Raw genomic sequence first — 17,570 nt, 5'->3', positions numbered from 1 at the left:
GAGGAACCATGACCGAGGCATACATCTACGACGCGATCCGCACCCCGCGCGGCCGCGGCAAGAAGACCGGCGCCCTGCACGGCGTCAAGCCGCTCGACCTGGTGGTCGGACTCATCGACGAACTGAAGACCCGCCATCCTGAACTCGATCCGGCCGCGATCGACGACATCGTGCTCGGAGTGGTGTCCCCGGTGGGCGACCAGGGCGCCGACATCGCCAAGACCGCCGCGATCGCGGCCGGACTGCCCGACACCGTCGCCGGCGTGCAGCTCAACCGGTTCTGCGGCTCGGGCCTGGAAGCGGTCAACACCGCCGCGCAGAAGGTGCGATCGGGGTGGGAGCAGCTCGTCATCGCCGGTGGCGTGGAATCGATGTCGCGGATTCCGCTCGGCTCCGACGGCGGCGCGTGGGCGCTCGACCCGATCACGAACTACCAGTCCTACTTCGTGCCGCAGGGTGTCAGCGCCGACCTGATCGCCACCATCGAGGGTTTCACCCGCGAGGACGTCGACGCCTTCGCGGTGCGGTCGCAGCAGAAGGCGGCCGCGGCCTGGTCGGGCGGCTACTTCGCCAAATCTGTTGTCCCGGTGCGCGATATCAACGGCGCGGTGCTGCTCGACCACGACGAGTTCATGCGGCCTGGCACCACCGTGGACAGCCTGGCCGGGCTGACGCCGTCGTTCGCGGCGATGGGGGAGATGGGTGGCTTCGACGCCGTCGCCCTGCAGCGCTACCACCACATCGAGAAGATCAACCACGTACACCACGCCGGCAACTCCTCCGGCATCGTCGACGGCTCGGCGCTGGTGCTCATCGGCAGCGAATCCGCGGGCAGCGCAGCGGGTCTCACCCCGCGCGCCAGGATCATCGCCTCCGCCGTCAGCGGCAGCGACTCCACGATCATGCTGACCGGACCGGTCCCGGCGACCGAAAAGGCCCTGGCCGTGGCCGGACTCACCGTCGACGACATCGACCTGTTCGAACTCAACGAGGCCTTCGCCTCGGTGGTGCTGAACTTCCAGAAGAAGCTCGGCGTGCCCGACGAGAAGATCAACGTCAACGGCGGCGCCATCGCCATGGGCCACCCGCTGGGCGCCACCGGCGCCATGATCACCGGGACCATGGTCGACGAGCTGGAGCGCCGGGGAGCGCGCCGCGCGCTGATCACGTTGTGCATCGGCGGCGGCATGGGTATCGCCACCATCATCGAGCGCGTCTGAGCGCCGGACCCGGATACAGAGGAAAGACCATGAGCGAGAACATGATTGCCTGGGAGCTGGGCACCGACCGGGTGCTCGTGCTCACCATCGACGACCCGAATCAGTCGACGAACACCATGACCGAGGCGTTCGCGCGCGACCTCACCGCGACCGTCGACCGGCTCGAGGCGGAGAAGGACACCTTCGACGGCGTCATCCTCACCTCCGGCAAGGACACGTTCTTCGCCGGTGGCGACCTGAACCTGCTGATGAACGCGACACCCGAGACCGCACCGGACATCGCGCTCGGTCTCGACACCTACAAGGCCGCGTTCCGTCGCCTCGAGACGCTGGGCAAGCCGGTGGTCGCCGCGATCAACGGCACCGCACTCGGCGGCGGCTTCGAGGTCGCGCTCGCCGCCCACCACCGGATCGCGCTCGACGCCAAGGGCAGCCTGCTCGGCCTGCCGGAGGTCACCTTCGGGCTGCTGCCCGGTGCGGGCGGTGTCACCCGGACCGTGCGGCTGCTCGGCATCACCAACGCCGTACTCAATGTCGTCGGACAGGGCCAGCGGATGAAACCCGCAAAGGCGTTGCAGGTCGGGATCATCGGTGAGGTCGCCGCCACCCGCGAGGAGATGTTCGCGCAGGCCCGCGCCTGGATCGCGGCCAACCCCGAAGCGGCCCAGCCGTGGGATGTGAAGGGCTACAAGATCCCCGGCGGCCTCCCGTCTAGCCCGGCGCTGGCGGCCAACCTGCCCGCGTTCCCGGCGAATGTGCGCAAGCAGCTCAAGGGTGCGCCGATGCCCGCGCCGATCGCGGTGCTGGCGACGGCGGTCGAAGGCGCGCAGGTCGACATCGACACCGCCTTCGCCATCGAGACCCGCTACTGCACCAAGCTGATCTGCGGCCAGGTCTCGACCAACATGATCAAGTCCCTGTTCTTCGATCTGGGCACGATCAACAAGGGCGGCAGCCGCCCCGAAGGCTTCCCCGTGCGCACGCCGGAGAAGGTCCTCGTGCTCGGCGCGGGCATGATGGGCGCGGGCATCGCCTATGTGCAGGCCCGCGCCGGCATGCAGGTCGTGCTGAAGGACGTCACCATCGAGGCGGCCGAGCGCGGTAAAGGTTACGCGCGCAAGCTGCTCGACAAGGCGCTGCGCAAGGGCGCGCTCACCCAGGACAAGTACGACGAGATCCTCGGCCGCATCCACCCGAGTGCCGATCCGGCCGACGCCGCGGGCTGCGACTTCGTCGTCGAGGCGGTGTTCGAGGACCCGGGCCTGAAGAAGAAGGTGTTCGGCGAGATCGAGGCGCTGGTGAACCCGGATGCCCTGCTCGGCTCCAACACCTCCACCCTGCCGATCACCGACCTCGCCACCGGCGTGGCGCGGCCCGCGGACTTCATCGGCCTGCACTTCTTCTCGCCGGTGGACAAGATGCCGCTGGTCGAGATCATCGTCGGCGACCAGACCAGCGACGAAGCGATCGCTCGCGCCATCGATTACACCCTCGCCATCAAGAAGACCCCGATCGTGGTCAACGACAGTCGCGGCTTCTTCACCAGCCGGGTCATCGGCCAGTTCATGGACGAGGCCATCGCGCTGGTCGCCGAGGGTGTGCACCCCGCCAGTGTCGAGCAGGCGGCCACTCAGGCGGGCTACCCGGTCGGCGCGCTCGCACTGGCCGACGAGATCAATATGAAACTGGCCCAGAAGATCCGGCGCAGCCTGAAGGAGAACCTGCTCGCCGAGGGCCGCGACTGGACCGATTCGAAGGCTTACCCGCTCGTCGACGCGATGGTCGACGACTTCGACCGGCCGGGCAGGCTCGAAGGCCGCGGCTTCTACGACTACGACGCCGACGGCAAGAAGCTCGGCCTGTGGCCGGGACTGGCCGAGAAGTACACCCGCGACCACGACATCCCGTTCATCGACATGCAGGAACGGATGCTGTTCGCCGAATCCCTCGACACCGTGCGGTGTTTCGACGAGGGTGTGCTCCGCACTGTGCCGGACGCGAACATCGGATCGATCTTCGGCATCGGCTTCCCCGCCTGGACCGGTGGTGTCATCCAGTACATCAACCAGTACGAGGGCGGCCTCGCCGGATTCGTCGCGCGGGCAGACCAGCTACGCGCGGCCTATGGCGAACGCTTCGACGTTCCGGAGTCGTTGCGCACCAAGGCCGCGGCCGGCGCAACACTCGGTTGAGTACCGGTCTTCGATGACGACGATGCGCGGCGACACCCGGCACCCGGTGACCCCGGGTGCCGGGGGATCGGCCAGCTCTGCCGCCGACCTTCGTGGGCCCGTCGCGCGGGCCCACCGGCGGCAGACGATGCTGGTCGCCGCGCAAGCGGTCTTCGTCGCCAACGGGTATCACGGTGCCAGGATGGACGAGATCTGCGCACGGTCCGGGATCAGCAAACCGGTGCTCTACGCGCACTTCGCGAGCAAGCTGGACCTGTATCTCGTTGTGCTGCAACTTCATCTGGACCGGATGGTCGACGGTGTCCGGGCCGCTCTCGCAGCGGACACCGAGCCGCGCGGCCGGGTCCGTGGCGCCGTGCAGGCCTATTTCGACTTCGTCGAACACGACCTCGGCGGGTATCTGCTGGTGTTCGAATCTGCGGTGCCCAGCGAACCGTGCGTCGAATGGCGGGTGCGCAACGCGATGCGCGAATGCGCCGTCCTGGTGAGTGCTGAACTGCGGGCGGCGGGCGTGGACGCGACCAGGGCCGACATCCACGCCTGGGGACTGGTCGGCCTCAGCCGCCTCGCGGCAGGCCACTGGCTGGAGGCCGGGCGGCCGATCCCGAAAACAGACGCGGTGGATACCGCGTCCGCCCTGTGCTGGAACGGATTATCGACAGTGGATCGACAACAGGAAGTACACCGACCCTCGGACGCATCGCCGCGCTGACCGAACGTTTCTACCGCTGGGATGACCAGCGGCGCATGACCTTTACCGTCGACGCCGCCTCGATCCCCGGACTCCGCTTCGCCGAGGACATCGAACTGGCACCAACCGCCACGGGAACCGGCTGACATGGACCTTCGCCGTGGAGGGCAAGCCCGCCCTGCAACTGCTGTTGCGTTCGACGAGCGCGGTGACCGACCGGGTCACCGGCTCCATCGCCAAGGGCATCGTCGGTCATGTCGCCGCGACGGCGCCGACCGGGGGAGAGTGACGCCGACCGCTGCGCTGTGATCAACGACCTGGCCGCCACCATGGTCGTTGTACCGCTCGATGGGCTCGAGGCCGTGCCGCCGGTGCTCAGTGCTGGATCAAACCGCCGACCGGAGTGGTCGTGACGTGACCGGTTGCCGGAAGGGTCTGTGCCAGAGCCAGGCCGTTATCGACAAGCGATGATCGGCGCAGAGAAGTCACCTCGCCGATCGGAGTCCAGGTCGGCTCGACAGTTGCCCCGTTCAGTTCGGCCCGGAGCCGACCACCGGTGACTCGGACGCGGTAGAAGATTCCAACGTTCTGATGCTCGACTCCCGCGTGGGCAACGGCTGCGGAAATCACCCTCGAATCCACGCCCAGCAGGCGTTCGACAACCCCGAGATAGCCGGTCTCCTCGGCGAGCTCCCGGGTCACCGCATCGAAGGGATCCTCCGCATGCTCTACCCCACCGCCTGGAAGTGTCCAGGTGGTTTCGCCGCTTGCCGCCACGTGACGAGTGAGCAGCACCCGCCCCTGTTCGAGGCAGACGGCGTAGGCCGCGATTCTGAAACTCATCCACTGAACTGTAATCCCGCCATCGGGGTTGCTCGGCGACGACGAGGTCCGTGCGGTCGGTGACGAGGTCGCGCCACGCCCGAGTCGAAGATGCCGTCCTCCTAGCCGAAGATCGTGCGCTGTCCGGGCGGCCACTCCCGCCACCTGATGTCGTGCTGTCCTGGCACCGATATGCGGTGTCCACGTTCATGTCCGCACGGTCAGTGTGGCTACACCCATGGCGGCCAACGCTGCCGAACTCAACTTCGTCAGTGTTTGCCCGACCCGGGGCCGACGTAGCCAATGGACAGCGCGGGCCGCGACGACAGAGACCAAGAGCAGCCAAACGAACGCGACGACTCCATCGATCGCGCCCAGAACCATCGTCACGCTCACCGCCGAGGACCCGACGGGCGCGAACTGAGGAACGACGGCGAGGAAGAACAGGCCGACTTTCGGGTTCAGTAGGCAGGAGACGACGCCATCACGAAACGCTGTTGTCGTTGTGGGCCCTGACTTCTGTTCGGCGCCAGCAACATCCGGTTCTGCATCGACAGGCATGATCGTGTTGCGGTGTATGAATCCGCTGATTCCCAAGTAGATCAGGTAAATGCCGCCGATGATCTTCAGCGCCAGCAACGCGGTCGGATATGCGGTGAGCAGCGCCGCGAGTCCCACAGCGACCGCACCGGCCCACACCAACGATCCGAGACCGGACCCCGCTGCGGCGGCGACACCTAGGCGCGCACCGGAAAAGGAGTAGCGCAGCACAAGAAAAGTGTCTGGTCCCGGGGTGATGGCAAGTAGCAGGCAGAGTCCGGCGAATGCCGCCAGAGTCGGGGCTGTCATGGTGGCCTCTCCTACCCGCCGATGGTGATTCCGCGTTCTTCTCCGTACTCGCGCATTCGTCCGCGGGCCTCTGCCGGGTCATCCAGGCATAGTCCGGGCATCACAGAGTCCACGTAGTCGACCATGGCCCCTTCTCTATCAACGATGTCCTGTCGCGCCACTTCTTTTGCGCGCTACGCGTGGACGTTGGTGCCGCTGGTGGTCAGGCCGAGTTGGTGGGCGCAGTCGGATCCGAGAGCATCGCGAAGTCCATCGAACCCGGTTCAGGTGACAGGACCTCCACGTCGAGGGACGCGATGCCGCCTGCCCCTGAGTCGAGGAGCGCCTTCATCGGGCGAGCCGGAGGTTGTTGTCGCCGCGGGGGCGTTGAGCATCCGCTTTCGTGGGTCAATACTGCGGTTTCGCCGGTCATGGTGGTCGGGCTCACGGGGCCTTTCCATCCGCACCAGCCACCGCAGGCGGCGATGGTCTGGCTCTCGACTACGCCGTCGTCGAACTGGGCGGTGAGGTGCCATGCCTGAGCCGGATAGTCACAGATCGGGCATCTGCCGAAGTAGTTGAGAACATCCTGGACTTCGGAAGCGATGACGGTGCGTTTGCGGCTGGCCATGGTTGGTTCCTCCCTGATGAGGAGCGTATGCCGGTGAGGCCGCGCTGATGCGGGGAATGTGTTCTGTGGTTCACCCTTTGAGTCGCAGCACCGCCAGCACCCTGCGGTGGCGCGTATCCGACGGTGGCAGATCGAGTTTGGTGAAGATGTTGCCGATGTGCTTCTCGACCGCCCGCTCGGTGACGGTGAGCGAGGTCGCGATGGCGTTGTTGGTGAGTCCCTGGGCCATCAGTTCGAGCACCTCTCGTTCGCGCGGGGTGAGGCGGGTGAGTGAATCCTGTTGCCGAGACGCACCCATCAGCTGACTCACCACCTCGGGGTCGAGTGCGGTGCCACCGGTGGCGACCCGGTGTAGTGCGTCGACGAAGTCACCGACGTCGGCGACGCGGTCTTTGAGGAGGTAGCCGACGCCGCTCGCTCCGGCAGCGAGAAGTTCTGTCGCGTAACGGGTTTCGATCCATTGTGAGAACACGAGTACGCCGGTGCCCGGATGCTTCCTGCGCAGTTCGATGGCTGCCAGCAGGCCCTCGTCGGTGAAGCTGGGCGGCATCCGCACATCCACCACCGCGACATCGGGTTGGTGGACGCCGACCACCTCGCTCAGCGATGTCGCGTCGCCGACCATCGCCACCACCTCGTGTCCGCGTTCGGTGAGCAGCCCGGCCAGCCCGTCGCGGAGGATGGCGCTGTCCTCGGCGATCACCACTCGCAGGGGTCTGTGCGGGGCACCGCCCGCGGTCACTGCGGGCCCTCGTTCGGCAGGATCATGGTCACCACGGTAGGCCCGCCGGCGGGGCTGTCGACGGTGAGTGTGCCGTCGACGGCGAGAGCACGGGCGGCGAGCCCGGCCAACCCGCTGCCGGTCATGGTGTGGGTGCCGGGCCGGGGCGCGCCGCCGATTCCGTTGTCCCACACGGTGACCGCGATGGATCGCACGCTGTCGGGCAGCACCGACACCGTGGCCCGGTTCGCGTGCGCGTGTTTGACCACATTGGTGAGTAGCTCGGCGACGGAGAAGTAGGCGATCGCCTCGATGGCCGGGCTCGGCCGCTGGGGGATGTGCACACGCAGGTCGACCGGCACCGCGCAGCGGGCGGTGAGCGTCTCGAGCGCCGGGCCGAGGCCGAGCTCGAGCGCGGGTGGATGGATGCCGCGTACCAGTTCGCGCAGTTCGGTCAGCGCCTCTTTGGAGTTGGCGCGCGCCTCGGCGATGAGGTCGCGGGCGTCGCCGCCCGCGGCCAGGCGTTCTTCGGCCCTGCCCAGCGCCATGGCGATGGTGACCAGCCGCGCCTGCGTGCCGTCGTGCAGGTCGCGCTCGACCCGGCGCAGGGTGGCGGTCGCATCGTCCACCGCGGCCCGTCTGCTGGCCCGCAGTTCCGCCAGTTGCCGGTCGCGCGGTGTCGCCGCCAGCAGGTGGACGATCAGCATCCGATGCAGCCAGCAGACGCTCCGGACCAGCCACGGCAGCGCGAAACACAGCACGAGACCGATACCGGACAGCGCGAGCGCCCGCGGCCAAGTGTCGATGTAGAACGAACCGAACTGGGCGAGACTGTGGTGCTCGACGCCATTGTCGTCCACCTGGATCGGATCGAAGAGCACCCACGGGATGGGCGAGATCGCCGTGAACCCGACCATCGCGATCACCACGAGCACGACGTAGCCGACCGCCACGCCGAGCACGGACTGCGCGATCAGGAACAGCACGGCCCGCCAGCTCGGCCGATCGGTGAACGCGCTCTTCAGGAAGCCGAACAAGCCGCTCGCCCTGATGAATTCCGGTGGCGATTCCACCTGGGCGCCGAGCAGTTCACGGCCGAGGAACCGATAGATCCGGCCCCACATCCGTCCGCCGAGCAGAACTGCCGCGAGCAACGGAATACCGATGAGGAGGATCGATGCGTACAGCCCCCCGCCGAACCCGAAGAACAGGTAGCACACGGCAACGCAGCCGAGTACGAACGACAGGACCAGGTAGGCGAGCTCCTTCCAGGTCCTGGCCTCGATCGGCGCGCGCAGCACCGCGGCGAGCGGGCCGGTCCGGCGCGGCGACGGGCGACTCGGTTCATCGTGCGCGGTCGGTTCGCCGGCTATGTCGACCACGAAGGTCGGCTCGACTGGTGTCTCGGTCATGACTCCATGGTTGTCGTCGCGGCGCGGAAATTCGATCGAGCTGTCCACCGAGTCGATGGTGTGGCGAGCTACACCGGCTCGAGGGTGATCGAACGGCTGACCGGATCTTTCGCGCCCGTGTATTAATGCGGGTCCAGCGAGGATCGACACTCCCCGTCATCGAGCAGATCTCGAGATTCTTCGACGAAACCGAGATCGGACGACGCTGAGTTACGCATCGGGTGATTTCGAATCCGGTGCGTATTCGGTAGCGGCAGGGGTAAGCGCTACCTACTTCTGTTCTCGATGATCGGAGGCGTCATGGTGGATTTCGAGGAGAAAGTCTCGACCGGGGCGGGCGGACGGATGCGTATTCCGCGTAGCAGGGGCGCGCTGGGCGGGCTGGTGGTGTTGCTCCTCGGGATCTGGGGCGCACTCATCCCGTTCATCGGTCCGTATTTCGATTTCGCGTACACCCCTGACGAGGCCTGGGTGTGGACGGCGGCTCGCGGCTGGCTCCAGGTGCTGCCGGGTGTGGTCGCGATAATCGGTGGGTTGCTCATGCTGATGAGCCGGAACCGGGTGGTCGCCAGTTTCGGCGGCTGGCTGGCGGTGGCAGCGGGTGTGTGGTTCGTGATCGGGCCGTTCCTGGCCGCGCTGCTGCGACTCGGCGACATCGGTGAGCCGGTCGCCACCTCGGATCTGAAGCGTGCGCTGCTGCAGCTCACATTCTTCTACGGGCTCGGCGCGCTGATCCTGTTCTTCGCCGCGAGCTCGCTGGGACGACTGTCGGTGCGCAGTGCCAGGGACATCGCCTTCGTCGAACGCACGCGTGTCGTCGGCACCGATCAGCGCCGGGTGGTCGAGGAGGAGGTGGTTCCCGCTGACGGCAAGCGTTCAGCGACCCGCCGCCTGCATCACCCCACCGACATCCGGCATCGGCCCGTCTGACGGACTATGCCGTTTTGACGGTGACCATCGTGTCGGCGCTGGGGAAGTCGAGCACGCGCAGCCTGCCGCTGACCAGGTCGACCGTGTCGGCGACGACACGACCGGCGCGGCGCGCGTCGTCGGCGAAGCTCGTGCTGACCACCCGGTAGCTGCGCTTGGCGGTGAGCACGATGTCGCCTGCCCGCAGCGACCCGGCCGAGGTGGGGGGCTCGGTCGGGATCGTCGACTGCGCCGGTCTGCGTATGAGCTCGATCAGTTTCAGCAACCTGTTCTCCACACTGTGAAACGCCTGCTAGGACGTTGTTGTCCGCCGGATTCGCGAACAGCATCGAGATCTTTTTACCCACGATCGTCATGTTCGAACCCTCGGATTCGCGCACGTGAACTCGAGTGCCGGTGATGTGCGGGTCCTCGCTGGAGATCAGAAATCACCCCGCAGTCCGATTCCATCTCATACCAAGGGATTACGGCCGACGAGAATCCGGCCGATAGCTTCGGGGCATGACGACATCTGCTCTGGTCCCCGGGCCATCTCCACGGTCACCGCGGCGCGGCGCCGACGGCGATTACGCCCGCCTGTTGCGTCGAATCTCCGACGCGGGGCTGATGGGCCGACGCCCCGTCTACTACGCCGTGCGGCTCAGTCTCGTCGGGATCGCGTTCGTGGGCGGCTGGGCGGCGTTCGTACTCATCGGCGATTCGTGGTGGACGCTGCTGGTCGCGGCGTTCATGGCCGTGACGTTCGCGCAGGTCGCACTCGTGATGCACGATGTCGCGCACCGCCAGGTCTTCCGGTTACGACAGCCGACGGAGCTCGTGGGACGAATCGCCGGGAACGCGGGCATCGGCCTCGGCTACGGCTGGTGGCAGGACAAGCACACCCGTCACCACGCCAACCCGAACCACGAGGAGCTCGATCCCGATGTCGCGCCCGACATCCTGGTCTGGTCGCAGCAGCAGGCACGGTCCAGCCACGGTCTGCCCCGTCTCATCGGGCGGGCGCAGGCGTACTTGTTCTTCCCGCTGCTGCTGTTGGAAGGCCTGAACCTCCATGTGGCCGGTGTCCGCGCGCTCAGGAACCGCTCGGTCAAACACCGTGGATGGGAAGGTGCGCTGCTGTTCGGGCACTTCGCCCTCTACCTGACCGCGCTGTTCGCGGTTCTGCCCGCCGACAAAGCGCTCGTGTTCCTCGCTGTTCACCAGGGTCTTTTCGGCCTGTACATGGGCTGCATCTTCGCCCCGAACCACAAGGGCATGCCGACCTTGACCGGCGACGACCGCCCCGACTACCTCCGTCGCCAGGTCCTCACCTCCCGCAATGTGCGCGGCGGACCGTTGACCGACCTTGCCCTCGGCGGACTCAACTATCAGATCGAGCACCACCTGTTCCCGAGCATGCCGACACCGAACCTGCGCCACGCCCAGGTGATCGTCCGCGACTACTGCGCCGAAATCGGCGTGCCGTACCACGAAACCGGTCTGATCTCCTCGTACCGCGAGGCCCTGACCCACCTGCACCACGTCGGCGCCCCATTGCGCCGACCCGATCAGCACTCGGATGCCGAAGTGCCGCAACGTAATCGTTGAATACGGCCCCTGGCTACGTGTGCGGAACGGGTTCGACCCGGGCGGGGACGTGTTTGTGCCAGGGGGTGGCGGAGAACTGATCGCGGCGTCGCAGGTCGGTGAGGTCGTTGGGCGCTACGCCGGTGCGCTGGTCACTTCCGGGGAGATCGAGCCCGAAACCGTTGGGCAGGGAGATATGGCCGTCCTGCATTCGGTCGTTGAGTTCGACTGTCGCGGTAGCGGAGCCGCGGTTGGTGGTGATCAGTGCTCGCCCGCCGTCGGCCAATCCGAGGCGCTCGGCATCGGCGGGGCTGATACGCAACGCGCCGGTGGCGTCGCGGCGCCGCCAGCTGTCGTCACGGAAGATCGTGTTCGCGGTGAACGCGCGGCGCTCGCCCGCGGAGAGCACGAAGGGGTATTCGCCGCTGGTGTGCGCCCATTCCATGCGGTCGAGACCGCGCAGGGATTCGAGCAACGGAGTGATGGACAGGGGGATCGGCCGATTGTCTTCGGGGACGTAGGTCCAGCTGCCGCCGTCGAGTTCGTCGACGGTGATATGGACGCCGGATCGCTCGGAGAGCATCGCGGTGAACAGCGCTTCGGGGTCCGCGTGCCCGGCGCGGCGCATCGATTGTGGGTGCCGACGCGCAACGCCTTGCGCCAGTGCCCACAGCACCGCTGCTGCGCGTGCCCCGCCGGGCAAAGTCGGGCCGAGCGTTTCGTAGAGCAGGTAGGGGGCCAGGCCTGCTGCCTTCCGGTCCAGTTTGAGCAACGCCAGAAATGTCAGCCCATAGGCTTTGCGGCCGAGGCGCAGGGCGCCCCTCAATACCGACAACGACAGCGGGCTGGCGACGCCGAGCTCACGGATGATGCGGGCGTAGATTTCCGGTTCGGCCAGCGTACCGGGCAGTGGCTCGAGCAGCGGGGCGCGAAGCTGGAAGGTATTGACCGGAAATTCGAGGTTGAAGAAGGTCGCTTCCCACTTCTCGAACTGGCTCGCAGCCGGAAGAACATAGTGGGCGCGACGAGCGGTCTCGGTCATCGCGACATCGATGACAACGCTCAGTTCGAGAGAGTCGAACGCCGCACGGAAGCGCTGCGAATCCGCCAGGGAATGCGCGGGATTCGACGACTCGACGATCATCGCGCGGAACCGCTTCGGATGGTCGGTGAGAATCTCCTCGGCGATGACATTGCAGGGCACGATGCCGCCGAGCATCGGCGCTGCTGTCACCGGCGTGGTCTTCGTCTTCAGCGAATAGTTGATCAGTGGCGCCAACCACGAGTGCATCTGCATGGTGCCGCGTGCGGCGAAGTTCCCGGTGAGCAACCAGGTCAGTTTGTTCAGGTACGACACCAGGGTGCTGTTCGGACTCTGCTGCACACCCAGGTCCTCGTAGGTCGACACGCTCTCGGCGGTCCCGATCAACTGCGCGGCTCTGCGGACGGATGCGGGATCGACGCCGCTCAGGTGGGCATACGCGTCGACGTCGACGGCGCGCAGGGCGGCGAGCACCGGCTCGGCCTCGGTCGTGTGCGCGGTCAGGAACTCGTGGTCGATCAGATCTTGCTGAACGATCTCACCGAGGATCGCGGCCAGACACCAGGCGTCGGTGCCCGGTTTGATCTGCAGGTGGATGTCGGCGAGGTCGGCGGTTTCGGTGCGCACCGGGTCGAGCACGATCATGGTGCGCGCGGGATCCTTGGCGATGTTCTGGAGTACGGTGCGGGCGCGCGGAACGCCGTGCGACTGCCACGGATTCTTGCCGACGAATACGCTGACCTGCGCGTGTTCGAAGTCGCCGTGTGTGTGTCCGCCGGTGAGATGGGCATCGACCCATGCCTCGCCGAGCTTTTCCTGGGCGAGCGCGTTGGAGCGATAACGCCCGCCGACGGCCCGCAGCAACGCGCCGCTGTATGCGCCGCCCAGGTGGTTGCCTTGCCCGCCGCCACCGTAGAAGAAGATCGATTCCCCACCGTGGGTGTCGCGCACCGCGCGCAGTCGGTCGGCGATCTCGGTGATCGCGACATCCCAGCTGATCTCGGTGTAGGTGCCGTCGTGCTCCCGGCGCAGCGGTGCGGTGATCCGGGCGCCGCCGTTCTGATAATGGTCCAGCCGCAACGCCTTGTTGCAGGTGTACCCGGCGGACGCGGGATGGGCCTTGTCGCCACGGATTTTCGCGAATCGCCGTCCTTCGACCTTGACGGTGATTCCGCAGTTGTTCTCGCACAGAATGCAGGCGCTGGCCTGCCATTCCTCGCTGGCGCTTGTCACGGGAGCCTCCTCGACCGGCATCGACTCACCCGTCAGCGATGAATGATGCAGGTGGTGGTGGCGTGGGCGACGAGTTTGCCTGCCTCGTCGAACACCTTGCCTTCGGCTGTCGCGGTGGTGCGGCCGACATGTAGCGTCGTGCCGGTGCCGATGAGGCGGCGGCCGTCGATCGGGACCGATCGGATGTAGTTGACCTTCAGCTCCAACGTGCCGTATCCGACTCCCGCGTCCAGCGCGGTATGCACCGCGCAACCCATCACCGAGTCCAGCAAGGTCGCGCAGATACCGCCGTGGGTGGTGCCGAGCGGGTTCGCGAAATCGGGACGCGTGACGAGACTGAACGACACCCGGCCGAATTCCAGTTCCTCGACCTGCATCCCGAGCAGCGTGCCGATTCCGGCTCGATCGGGCATCGTGCTCGCCGCTCGCAGCAGTTCGAGGCCGCTCATGGTGGCGAAATCCGGTGTTTCGGGGTTGTGCGTCGCGGTTGTCATCTTGCCCTCTCACTCGATAGACCGATCGTTCTATCCTCGGTGACGATACCGTATGATGAACTGATCGGTCTATGGCGAAGGGTTGCCGATGAACACAGTGGCGGGGCCACGAGAACGTCTCATCCGCAGCGCGATTCTCATGATGCGTGAACATGGCGTCGCGGCGACCGGACTGACCGACCTGCTCGCGCACAGCAAGACCGCCCGAGGCTCGATATATCTGCACTTCCCCGGCGGCAAGAGCGAACTCATGGAGCAGGCCACTCTCCACGCGGGGCAGCAGCTCGGTGCGACGATCGAGGCACTGGTCACCGAATCGTCGTCACCGGCGGAAGTCGTTGTCGGACTCGTGGGAGTCTGGAAGCGGGTACTCGAGACTTCGTCGTTCACCGCCGGCTGCCCGATCGTGGCCGCCGCGCGCAGCGACTCGCCGACCGTGCAAGCGGCGTCGGCCACTGTTTTCGCCGACTGGACCCGTCGACTGGCCGACTACCTGATATCGACGGGCACGGACTCGGCCGCGGCCGCGTCGATCAGCAGCGTCATCGTCAGCACGATCGAAGGCGCGATCATCCAATGTCGGAGCGCGAAATCTCTTCAGCCGCTCGATGACGCGGGCACCAACCTCGTCAAACTTCTCGAACTCTGAAAGTTCTCCGCACCTAGATCAGAGAGGCCTACAACGATGACCGAGCAGATCGACCAGCGCGCCCGGCGCAAGTTTCTTTTCGAGCGTGGCGTGGGACGCTACATCGCCAACCCCACCGTGCGTGCGCTGCGCCGCGTCGGGATCGACACCGCGCTCGCTACCGAACTGGAAACGACCGGGCGAAAGAGCGGTGCACTTCGCCTGGTCCCGATCGCCGCGGCCTTCGACGAGTCCGGCGCCTGGGTGATCTCCCAGCACGGCACCCGCTCCGGGTGGACCGCCAACATCACCGCCGACCCGCAGGTGCGAATTCGGCAGGCCGGCCGCTGGCGCACCGGTACCGCGCAGTTGGTGCCTGACGACGATGTCGACGCTCGTGCGCGCACCTTCGCGTCGCATCCCGCTTTCGCCGGATTGACCGCCGCCACCTTCCGGGCACTGCAGAGTGCACCGATCTCCGTCCGAATCACCTTCAGCGACAACTGATCGGCGCTGAGACAGATCAAGGAGCGGGCCTAGGGCATGTCCCACTCGGCAAGGCACGGCCGCCGATCAGGTGGTCAGTTGGCCAGGGCCATGATCACGGCCACGATCCACAAGGCAACGTTCACAAAGCAATTCCTTCATCCAGGACGGGATGCGCCGGTTCGGGTCATGCAGGGTCAGGGGGTGAAGATCTTCTCGGCCTGGTCGCGCTGGACATGCAGGTCCCAGTACAGCGGCGAGATCTGGTCGGCAGAGGCGCTGGGCGTGCCCTCCGGAGCACGGTCGCCGATCCATGCCCCGATCGCTACATGCGCGGCCTGAATGCCCTCGGGCTCGAGCTCCTTGTGCAAGTTCAGCACCCACGAGCGCAGGGCCGCACCGGCGGTGTTGATGTCACCGAGCATCGGGGTGGGATCCACCGACCCGGCCCCGGTGGTGAACAGCAGTGTGCCCGTACCGGCTTGCCGCATCGCGGGCAGCACCACGCCAGTGGCTGCGATCGCGCCGTAGACCAGGTACCGCATCTGCAGCTCCACATCCGCGGCGGTGAGCCTGCTGGGCGTGACGAACTTCGGCTCGGGCCCGCCCGGGGAATACTCGAGCACGTCGATCCCACCGAAGTGCTCCGCCGCGGCCTCGATGGCGCCGGTTAAAGAATCGGTATCCAGGACGTCGGCCGCAAAGCCGCTGGCGGTGATGCCTTCAGCGGCCAGAGTCGCGACCCGAGTGTCGAGGTTGGCCTGGCTGCGGGAAAGCAGGGCTACGTCGAATCCGTGGGAGCCGAAGGTGCGGGCGATGGCCAGGCCCATGCCGGGCCCGGCGCCGACGACAGCGATAGTAGGCATGAAGAGAACTCCTCGAGAAAGACGGCATCTTCCCTGGACGGGACTGAAACCGGCAGTTACTAGTGATTCCTTGGTAACTTTGGATAACCACATCCTGATGGTCAAGTAGGCACTTTCGGGTGCCGTGGTTCTCCGGAGGTAACCATGCAGGTCAACGACGAACTCGACCCGATCTGCGGCCAGGGCGCGGCCAGGGCTCGCGAGGTCCTGGACTTGGTCTCGGACAAGTGGTCGCTGTACGTCGTGGCCGCTTTAGGGCAAGGCCCGTTGCGGTTCAGTCAGGCCCGGCGGGTGGTAGTCGGGATCAGCCAGCGCATGCTCACCGTGACCCTGCGTCGCCTCGCGCGCGACGGACTGGTCACGCGCACAGTGACCCCCACGGTGCCGCCGCAGGTCACCTATGCGCTGACCGAGACCGGGCACAGTCTGCGTCTAGCCGTCCAGCCGTTGATCAGTTGGGCTTTCACCACCGTCGATGACATCGACTCCGCTCGCGCAGCCTACGACGCCCAGGTCGAAGAGCAGGCATGACCACGACTCCCCGTGGGTTGTCGGACACCCCCTAGCCAGTAGGGGCGAAAAAGTCTCGGATGACGGGAGCTACCGGGTTCGGAGGTAGGAGATCGTCGGCGTTGGCAAGTACTGATTCCAGCGATAGCGTCCGGTCCGCATGGTGGGACGGGTTCTCGATCACCGCTGCGGCGTCGGCGATCCCCTGCTCGAACGCAACGGGAAGGTCGACCGGTAGGCGGGCGGTCTTCTCCGGGTTCAGCGGTTGGTCGAACTGCAATGGCGTTGGCGTCGCGTAGTCCGTGCGGTCGTATCCCGTTTCGATCAGTACCCGCAGTGTCGGCTCGATCAGGGCGGCGGCGGGCTCTGTCACTGCCGCGGTGTTCGTGTGCTTCCCGAGTGCGCGCAGCGGATACAGCAGCGGCAGCGTTCCTTCCGGGTTGGGTATCGAAATGTAGGTCGTGTCGCCGTGGTTCTGGCAGTTCTCGGGATGCAGGTCGCAGTCCTGTTGCGCGATGTAATCGGTTCGGCCCGGATATCCGTAAACAGCCGCGCCTGCCTTGGGTGCGCTCCCCGCGCCGTTGCCCTTGGGCTGCAAATACGAGGGGTGGATCAGGAGGGTGCCCATCAGGGCATTCGCGTCGGCGAGCACATTGAGTGGATACGCCGGGAAGTCCGAAATGCCGTCGTACTGCATCGCGATATCGGTCGTCTCGATGCCGGTATCGGTAGGGGTGGGCGGCCCGAAGGTCATGTCGACGATCGGTATGCCACCGAAACGCACCGGCCGTTCGATGATTCCACCGTTGGGGCGGTTCGGATTCGCGATGAGCACAAACGACAGCCGGTCCTTGTCCTGCTGCGACAGGTCGGTCAAGGCTGCCTTCTCCGCGCCGGCCACTGTCGCGCCCTGCGAGTATCCGAAGATGACGATGGCGCCGCTCGGCTGTGCATTCATTTGTCGCGTCGCGATCGTGTCGAGGTTCGTCACACCGTCGACCACCGAGGTGTCCCACTTCGCGGACGACGCTTCGGGGCCTTTCGACGAGATGAGCGGCCAGAGCGCGGCGTCGTACGGGACGGGAACAAAGGTGACGCCGGGACAGTCGTTGTCGGTGCAGCCTTCCGCGCCGGGGGCGATGAAGTTCTGATACGCATTGCTTTCGAAGTTGTGCGCCATCTCGGGGTTGCTGGTGCCGGTCCCCGGAACGATCAGTGCCGTCGTCGCGGCCAGTGCCGCCGTGCCGAAAGCTAACGCCTGCGTCATCGACTACCCTTCGATAGGAGAAAGTGCGAGG

Annotated in this window: 19 protein-coding genes; 9 read left to right on the top strand and 10 right to left on the bottom strand. The window is 66.2% G+C overall.

From position 1 onward, the window contains the following. Nucleotides 1-8: 8 nt before the first annotated feature. From ACFWO8_RS16185 to ACFWO8_RS16170, 4 genes are all read left to right on the top strand, one after another. A complete protein-coding gene (locus ACFWO8_RS16185; RefSeq protein WP_378950714.1) occupies nt 9-1,220 on the top strand; it encodes an acetyl-CoA C-acetyltransferase in 1,212 nt (403 codons plus the stop codon). 29 nt (nt 1,221-1,249) lie between these two features. Then, nucleotides 1,250-3,412: a 3-hydroxyacyl-CoA dehydrogenase NAD-binding domain-containing protein gene (locus tag ACFWO8_RS16180; RefSeq protein ID WP_378950709.1), complete on the top strand. Its 2,163-nt coding sequence runs from the start codon at nt 1,250-1,252 to the stop codon at nt 3,410-3,412. A gap of 13 nt (nt 3,413-3,425) precedes the next feature. Next, nucleotides 3,426-4,124: a TetR/AcrR family transcriptional regulator gene (locus ACFWO8_RS16175; protein ID WP_378950706.1), complete on the top strand. Its 699-nt coding sequence runs from the start codon at nt 3,426-3,428 to the stop codon at nt 4,122-4,124. A 139-nt stretch (nt 4,125-4,263) separates the two neighbouring features. Then, a complete protein-coding gene (locus ACFWO8_RS16170; RefSeq protein WP_378950703.1) occupies nt 4,264-4,392 on the top strand; it encodes a hypothetical protein in 129 nt (42 codons plus the stop codon). Nucleotides 4,393-4,478: 86 nt separating this feature from the next. On the opposite strand, the gene ACFWO8_RS16165 is transcribed toward ACFWO8_RS16170, so the two are convergent. The 5 genes from ACFWO8_RS16165 to ACFWO8_RS16145 all read right to left on the bottom strand — a co-directional run bounded on the left by ACFWO8_RS16165 (nt 4,479) and on the right by ACFWO8_RS16145 (nt 8,517). Beyond that, nucleotides 4,479-4,946 (bottom strand): NUDIX hydrolase, encoded by a 468-nt coding sequence (locus tag ACFWO8_RS16165; RefSeq protein ID WP_378950700.1) that lies wholly within the window; start codon nt 4,944-4,946, stop codon nt 4,479-4,481. 186 nt (nt 4,947-5,132) lie between these two features. Then, complete coding sequence (locus tag ACFWO8_RS16160; protein ID WP_378950697.1) at nt 5,133-5,774, bottom strand: LysE family translocator; 642 nt, start codon at nt 5,772-5,774, stop codon at nt 5,133-5,135. 202 nt (nt 5,775-5,976) lie between these two features. Then, nucleotides 5,977-6,384, bottom strand: coding sequence for a hypothetical protein (locus ACFWO8_RS16155; RefSeq protein WP_378950694.1), 408 nt, complete (start codon nt 6,382-6,384; stop codon nt 5,977-5,979). Between the two features lie 70 nt (nt 6,385-6,454). Further along, nucleotides 6,455-7,096, bottom strand: a complete 642-nt coding sequence (locus tag ACFWO8_RS16150) for a LuxR C-terminal-related transcriptional regulator (RefSeq protein WP_378950953.1) — start codon at nt 7,094-7,096, stop codon at nt 6,455-6,457. 26 nt (nt 7,097-7,122) lie between these two features. Beyond that, nucleotides 7,123-8,517, bottom strand: a complete 1,395-nt coding sequence (locus ACFWO8_RS16145) for a sensor histidine kinase (RefSeq protein ID WP_378950691.1) — start codon at nt 8,515-8,517, stop codon at nt 7,123-7,125. Between the two features lie 300 nt (nt 8,518-8,817). Here ACFWO8_RS16145 and ACFWO8_RS16140 point away from each other — a divergent pair, with 300 nt between their 5' ends. Next, entirely contained in the window at nt 8,818-9,447 is a 630-nt protein-coding gene (locus ACFWO8_RS16140) for a hypothetical protein (RefSeq protein ID WP_378950688.1), read from the top strand. A gap of 4 nt (nt 9,448-9,451) precedes the next feature. Here the strand turns inward: ACFWO8_RS16140 and ACFWO8_RS16135 are convergent, their stop codons facing one another. Continuing rightward, entirely contained in the window at nt 9,452-9,712 is a 261-nt protein-coding gene (locus ACFWO8_RS16135) for a hypothetical protein (protein ID WP_378950685.1), read from the bottom strand. Between the two features lie 236 nt (nt 9,713-9,948). On the opposite strand from ACFWO8_RS16135, the gene ACFWO8_RS16130 reads away from it, so the two are divergent. Next, nucleotides 9,949-11,034, top strand: a complete 1,086-nt coding sequence (locus ACFWO8_RS16130) for a fatty acid desaturase family protein (RefSeq protein ID WP_378950682.1) — start codon at nt 9,949-9,951, stop codon at nt 11,032-11,034. A gap of 13 nt (nt 11,035-11,047) precedes the next feature. Here the strand turns inward: ACFWO8_RS16130 and ACFWO8_RS16125 are convergent, their stop codons facing one another. Continuing rightward, entirely contained in the window at nt 11,048-13,309 is a 2,262-nt protein-coding gene (locus tag ACFWO8_RS16125; RefSeq protein WP_378950679.1) for a molybdopterin-dependent oxidoreductase, read from the bottom strand. An 11-nt stretch (nt 13,310-13,320) separates the two neighbouring features. Continuing rightward, complete coding sequence (locus ACFWO8_RS16120) at nt 13,321-13,782, bottom strand: PaaI family thioesterase (protein ID WP_378950676.1); 462 nt, start codon at nt 13,780-13,782, stop codon at nt 13,321-13,323. An 88-nt stretch (nt 13,783-13,870) separates the two neighbouring features. Here ACFWO8_RS16120 and ACFWO8_RS16115 point away from each other — a divergent pair, with 88 nt between their 5' ends. Continuing rightward, complete coding sequence (locus tag ACFWO8_RS16115) at nt 13,871-14,431, top strand: TetR/AcrR family transcriptional regulator (RefSeq protein ID WP_378950673.1); 561 nt, start codon at nt 13,871-13,873, stop codon at nt 14,429-14,431. 36 nt (nt 14,432-14,467) lie between these two features. After that, nucleotides 14,468-14,917, top strand: a complete 450-nt coding sequence (locus ACFWO8_RS16110; RefSeq protein ID WP_378950670.1) for a nitroreductase family deazaflavin-dependent oxidoreductase — start codon at nt 14,468-14,470, stop codon at nt 14,915-14,917. A gap of 176 nt (nt 14,918-15,093) precedes the next feature. Here ACFWO8_RS16110 and ACFWO8_RS16105 read toward each other — a convergent pair whose 3' ends face one another. After that, nucleotides 15,094-15,762, bottom strand: a complete 669-nt coding sequence (locus tag ACFWO8_RS16105; protein ID WP_378950667.1) for an SDR family NAD(P)-dependent oxidoreductase — start codon at nt 15,760-15,762, stop codon at nt 15,094-15,096. A 144-nt stretch (nt 15,763-15,906) separates the two neighbouring features. Here ACFWO8_RS16105 and ACFWO8_RS16100 point away from each other — a divergent pair, with 144 nt between their 5' ends. Beyond that, nucleotides 15,907-16,293 carry a winged helix-turn-helix transcriptional regulator gene (locus ACFWO8_RS16100; RefSeq protein ID WP_378950664.1) on the top strand — a complete coding sequence of 129 codons (387 nt, stop codon included), beginning with the start codon at nt 15,907-15,909 and terminating at the stop codon, nt 16,291-16,293. 31 nt (nt 16,294-16,324) lie between these two features. Here ACFWO8_RS16100 and ACFWO8_RS16095 read toward each other — a convergent pair whose 3' ends face one another. Further along, entirely contained in the window at nt 16,325-17,539 is a 1,215-nt protein-coding gene (locus ACFWO8_RS16095) for a PE-PPE domain-containing protein (RefSeq protein ID WP_378950661.1), read from the bottom strand. Nucleotides 17,540-17,570 lie beyond the last annotated feature (31 nt).

This window comes from Nocardia sp. NPDC058480 (genome assembly GCF_042720495.1).
Lineage (GTDB): Bacteria > Actinomycetota > Actinomycetes > Mycobacteriales > Mycobacteriaceae > Nocardia.
The sequence above is the reverse complement of the archived record's forward strand: the minus strand, read 5'-3'. Positions and strand labels throughout refer to the sequence as shown.

Bases quoted from the DNA above. Each gene is read 5' to 3' on its own strand.
- ACFWO8_RS16185 (WP_378950714.1), top strand. From the start codon at position 9: ATGACCGAGGCATACATCTACGACGCGATCCGCACCCCGCGCGGCCGC.
- ACFWO8_RS16180 (WP_378950709.1), top strand. From the start codon at position 1,250: ATGAGCGAGAACATGATTGCCTGGGAGCTGGGCACCGACCGGGTGCTC.
- ACFWO8_RS16175 (WP_378950706.1), top strand. From the start codon at position 3,426: ATGACGACGATGCGCGGCGACACCCGGCACCCGGTGACCCCGGGTGCC.
- ACFWO8_RS16165 (WP_378950700.1), bottom strand. From the start codon at position 4,946: ATGAGTTTCAGAATCGCGGCCTACGCCGTCTGCCTCGAACAGGGGCGG.
- ACFWO8_RS16160 (WP_378950697.1), bottom strand. From the start codon at position 5,774: ATGACAGCCCCGACTCTGGCGGCATTCGCCGGACTCTGCCTGCTACTT.
- ACFWO8_RS16155 (WP_378950694.1), bottom strand. From the start codon at position 6,384: ATGGCCAGCCGCAAACGCACCGTCATCGCTTCCGAAGTCCAGGATGTT.
- ACFWO8_RS16145 (WP_378950691.1), bottom strand. From the start codon at position 8,517: ATGACCGAGACACCAGTCGAGCCGACCTTCGTGGTCGACATAGCCGGC.
- ACFWO8_RS16140 (WP_378950688.1), top strand. From the start codon at position 8,818: ATGGTGGATTTCGAGGAGAAAGTCTCGACCGGGGCGGGCGGACGGATG.
- ACFWO8_RS16130 (WP_378950682.1), top strand. From the start codon at position 9,949: ATGACGACATCTGCTCTGGTCCCCGGGCCATCTCCACGGTCACCGCGG.
- ACFWO8_RS16125 (WP_378950679.1), bottom strand. From the start codon at position 13,309: ATGCCGGTCGAGGAGGCTCCCGTGACAAGCGCCAGCGAGGAATGGCAG.
- ACFWO8_RS16120 (WP_378950676.1), bottom strand. From the start codon at position 13,782: ATGACAACCGCGACGCACAACCCCGAAACACCGGATTTCGCCACCATG.
- ACFWO8_RS16115 (WP_378950673.1), top strand. From the start codon at position 13,871: ATGAACACAGTGGCGGGGCCACGAGAACGTCTCATCCGCAGCGCGATT.
- ACFWO8_RS16110 (WP_378950670.1), top strand. From the start codon at position 14,468: ATGACCGAGCAGATCGACCAGCGCGCCCGGCGCAAGTTTCTTTTCGAG.
- ACFWO8_RS16105 (WP_378950667.1), bottom strand. From the start codon at position 15,762: ATGCCTACTATCGCTGTCGTCGGCGCCGGGCCCGGCATGGGCCTGGCC.
- ACFWO8_RS16100 (WP_378950664.1), top strand. From the start codon at position 15,907: ATGCAGGTCAACGACGAACTCGACCCGATCTGCGGCCAGGGCGCGGCC.
- ACFWO8_RS16095 (WP_378950661.1), bottom strand. From the start codon at position 17,539: ATGACGCAGGCGTTAGCTTTCGGCACGGCGGCACTGGCCGCGACGACG.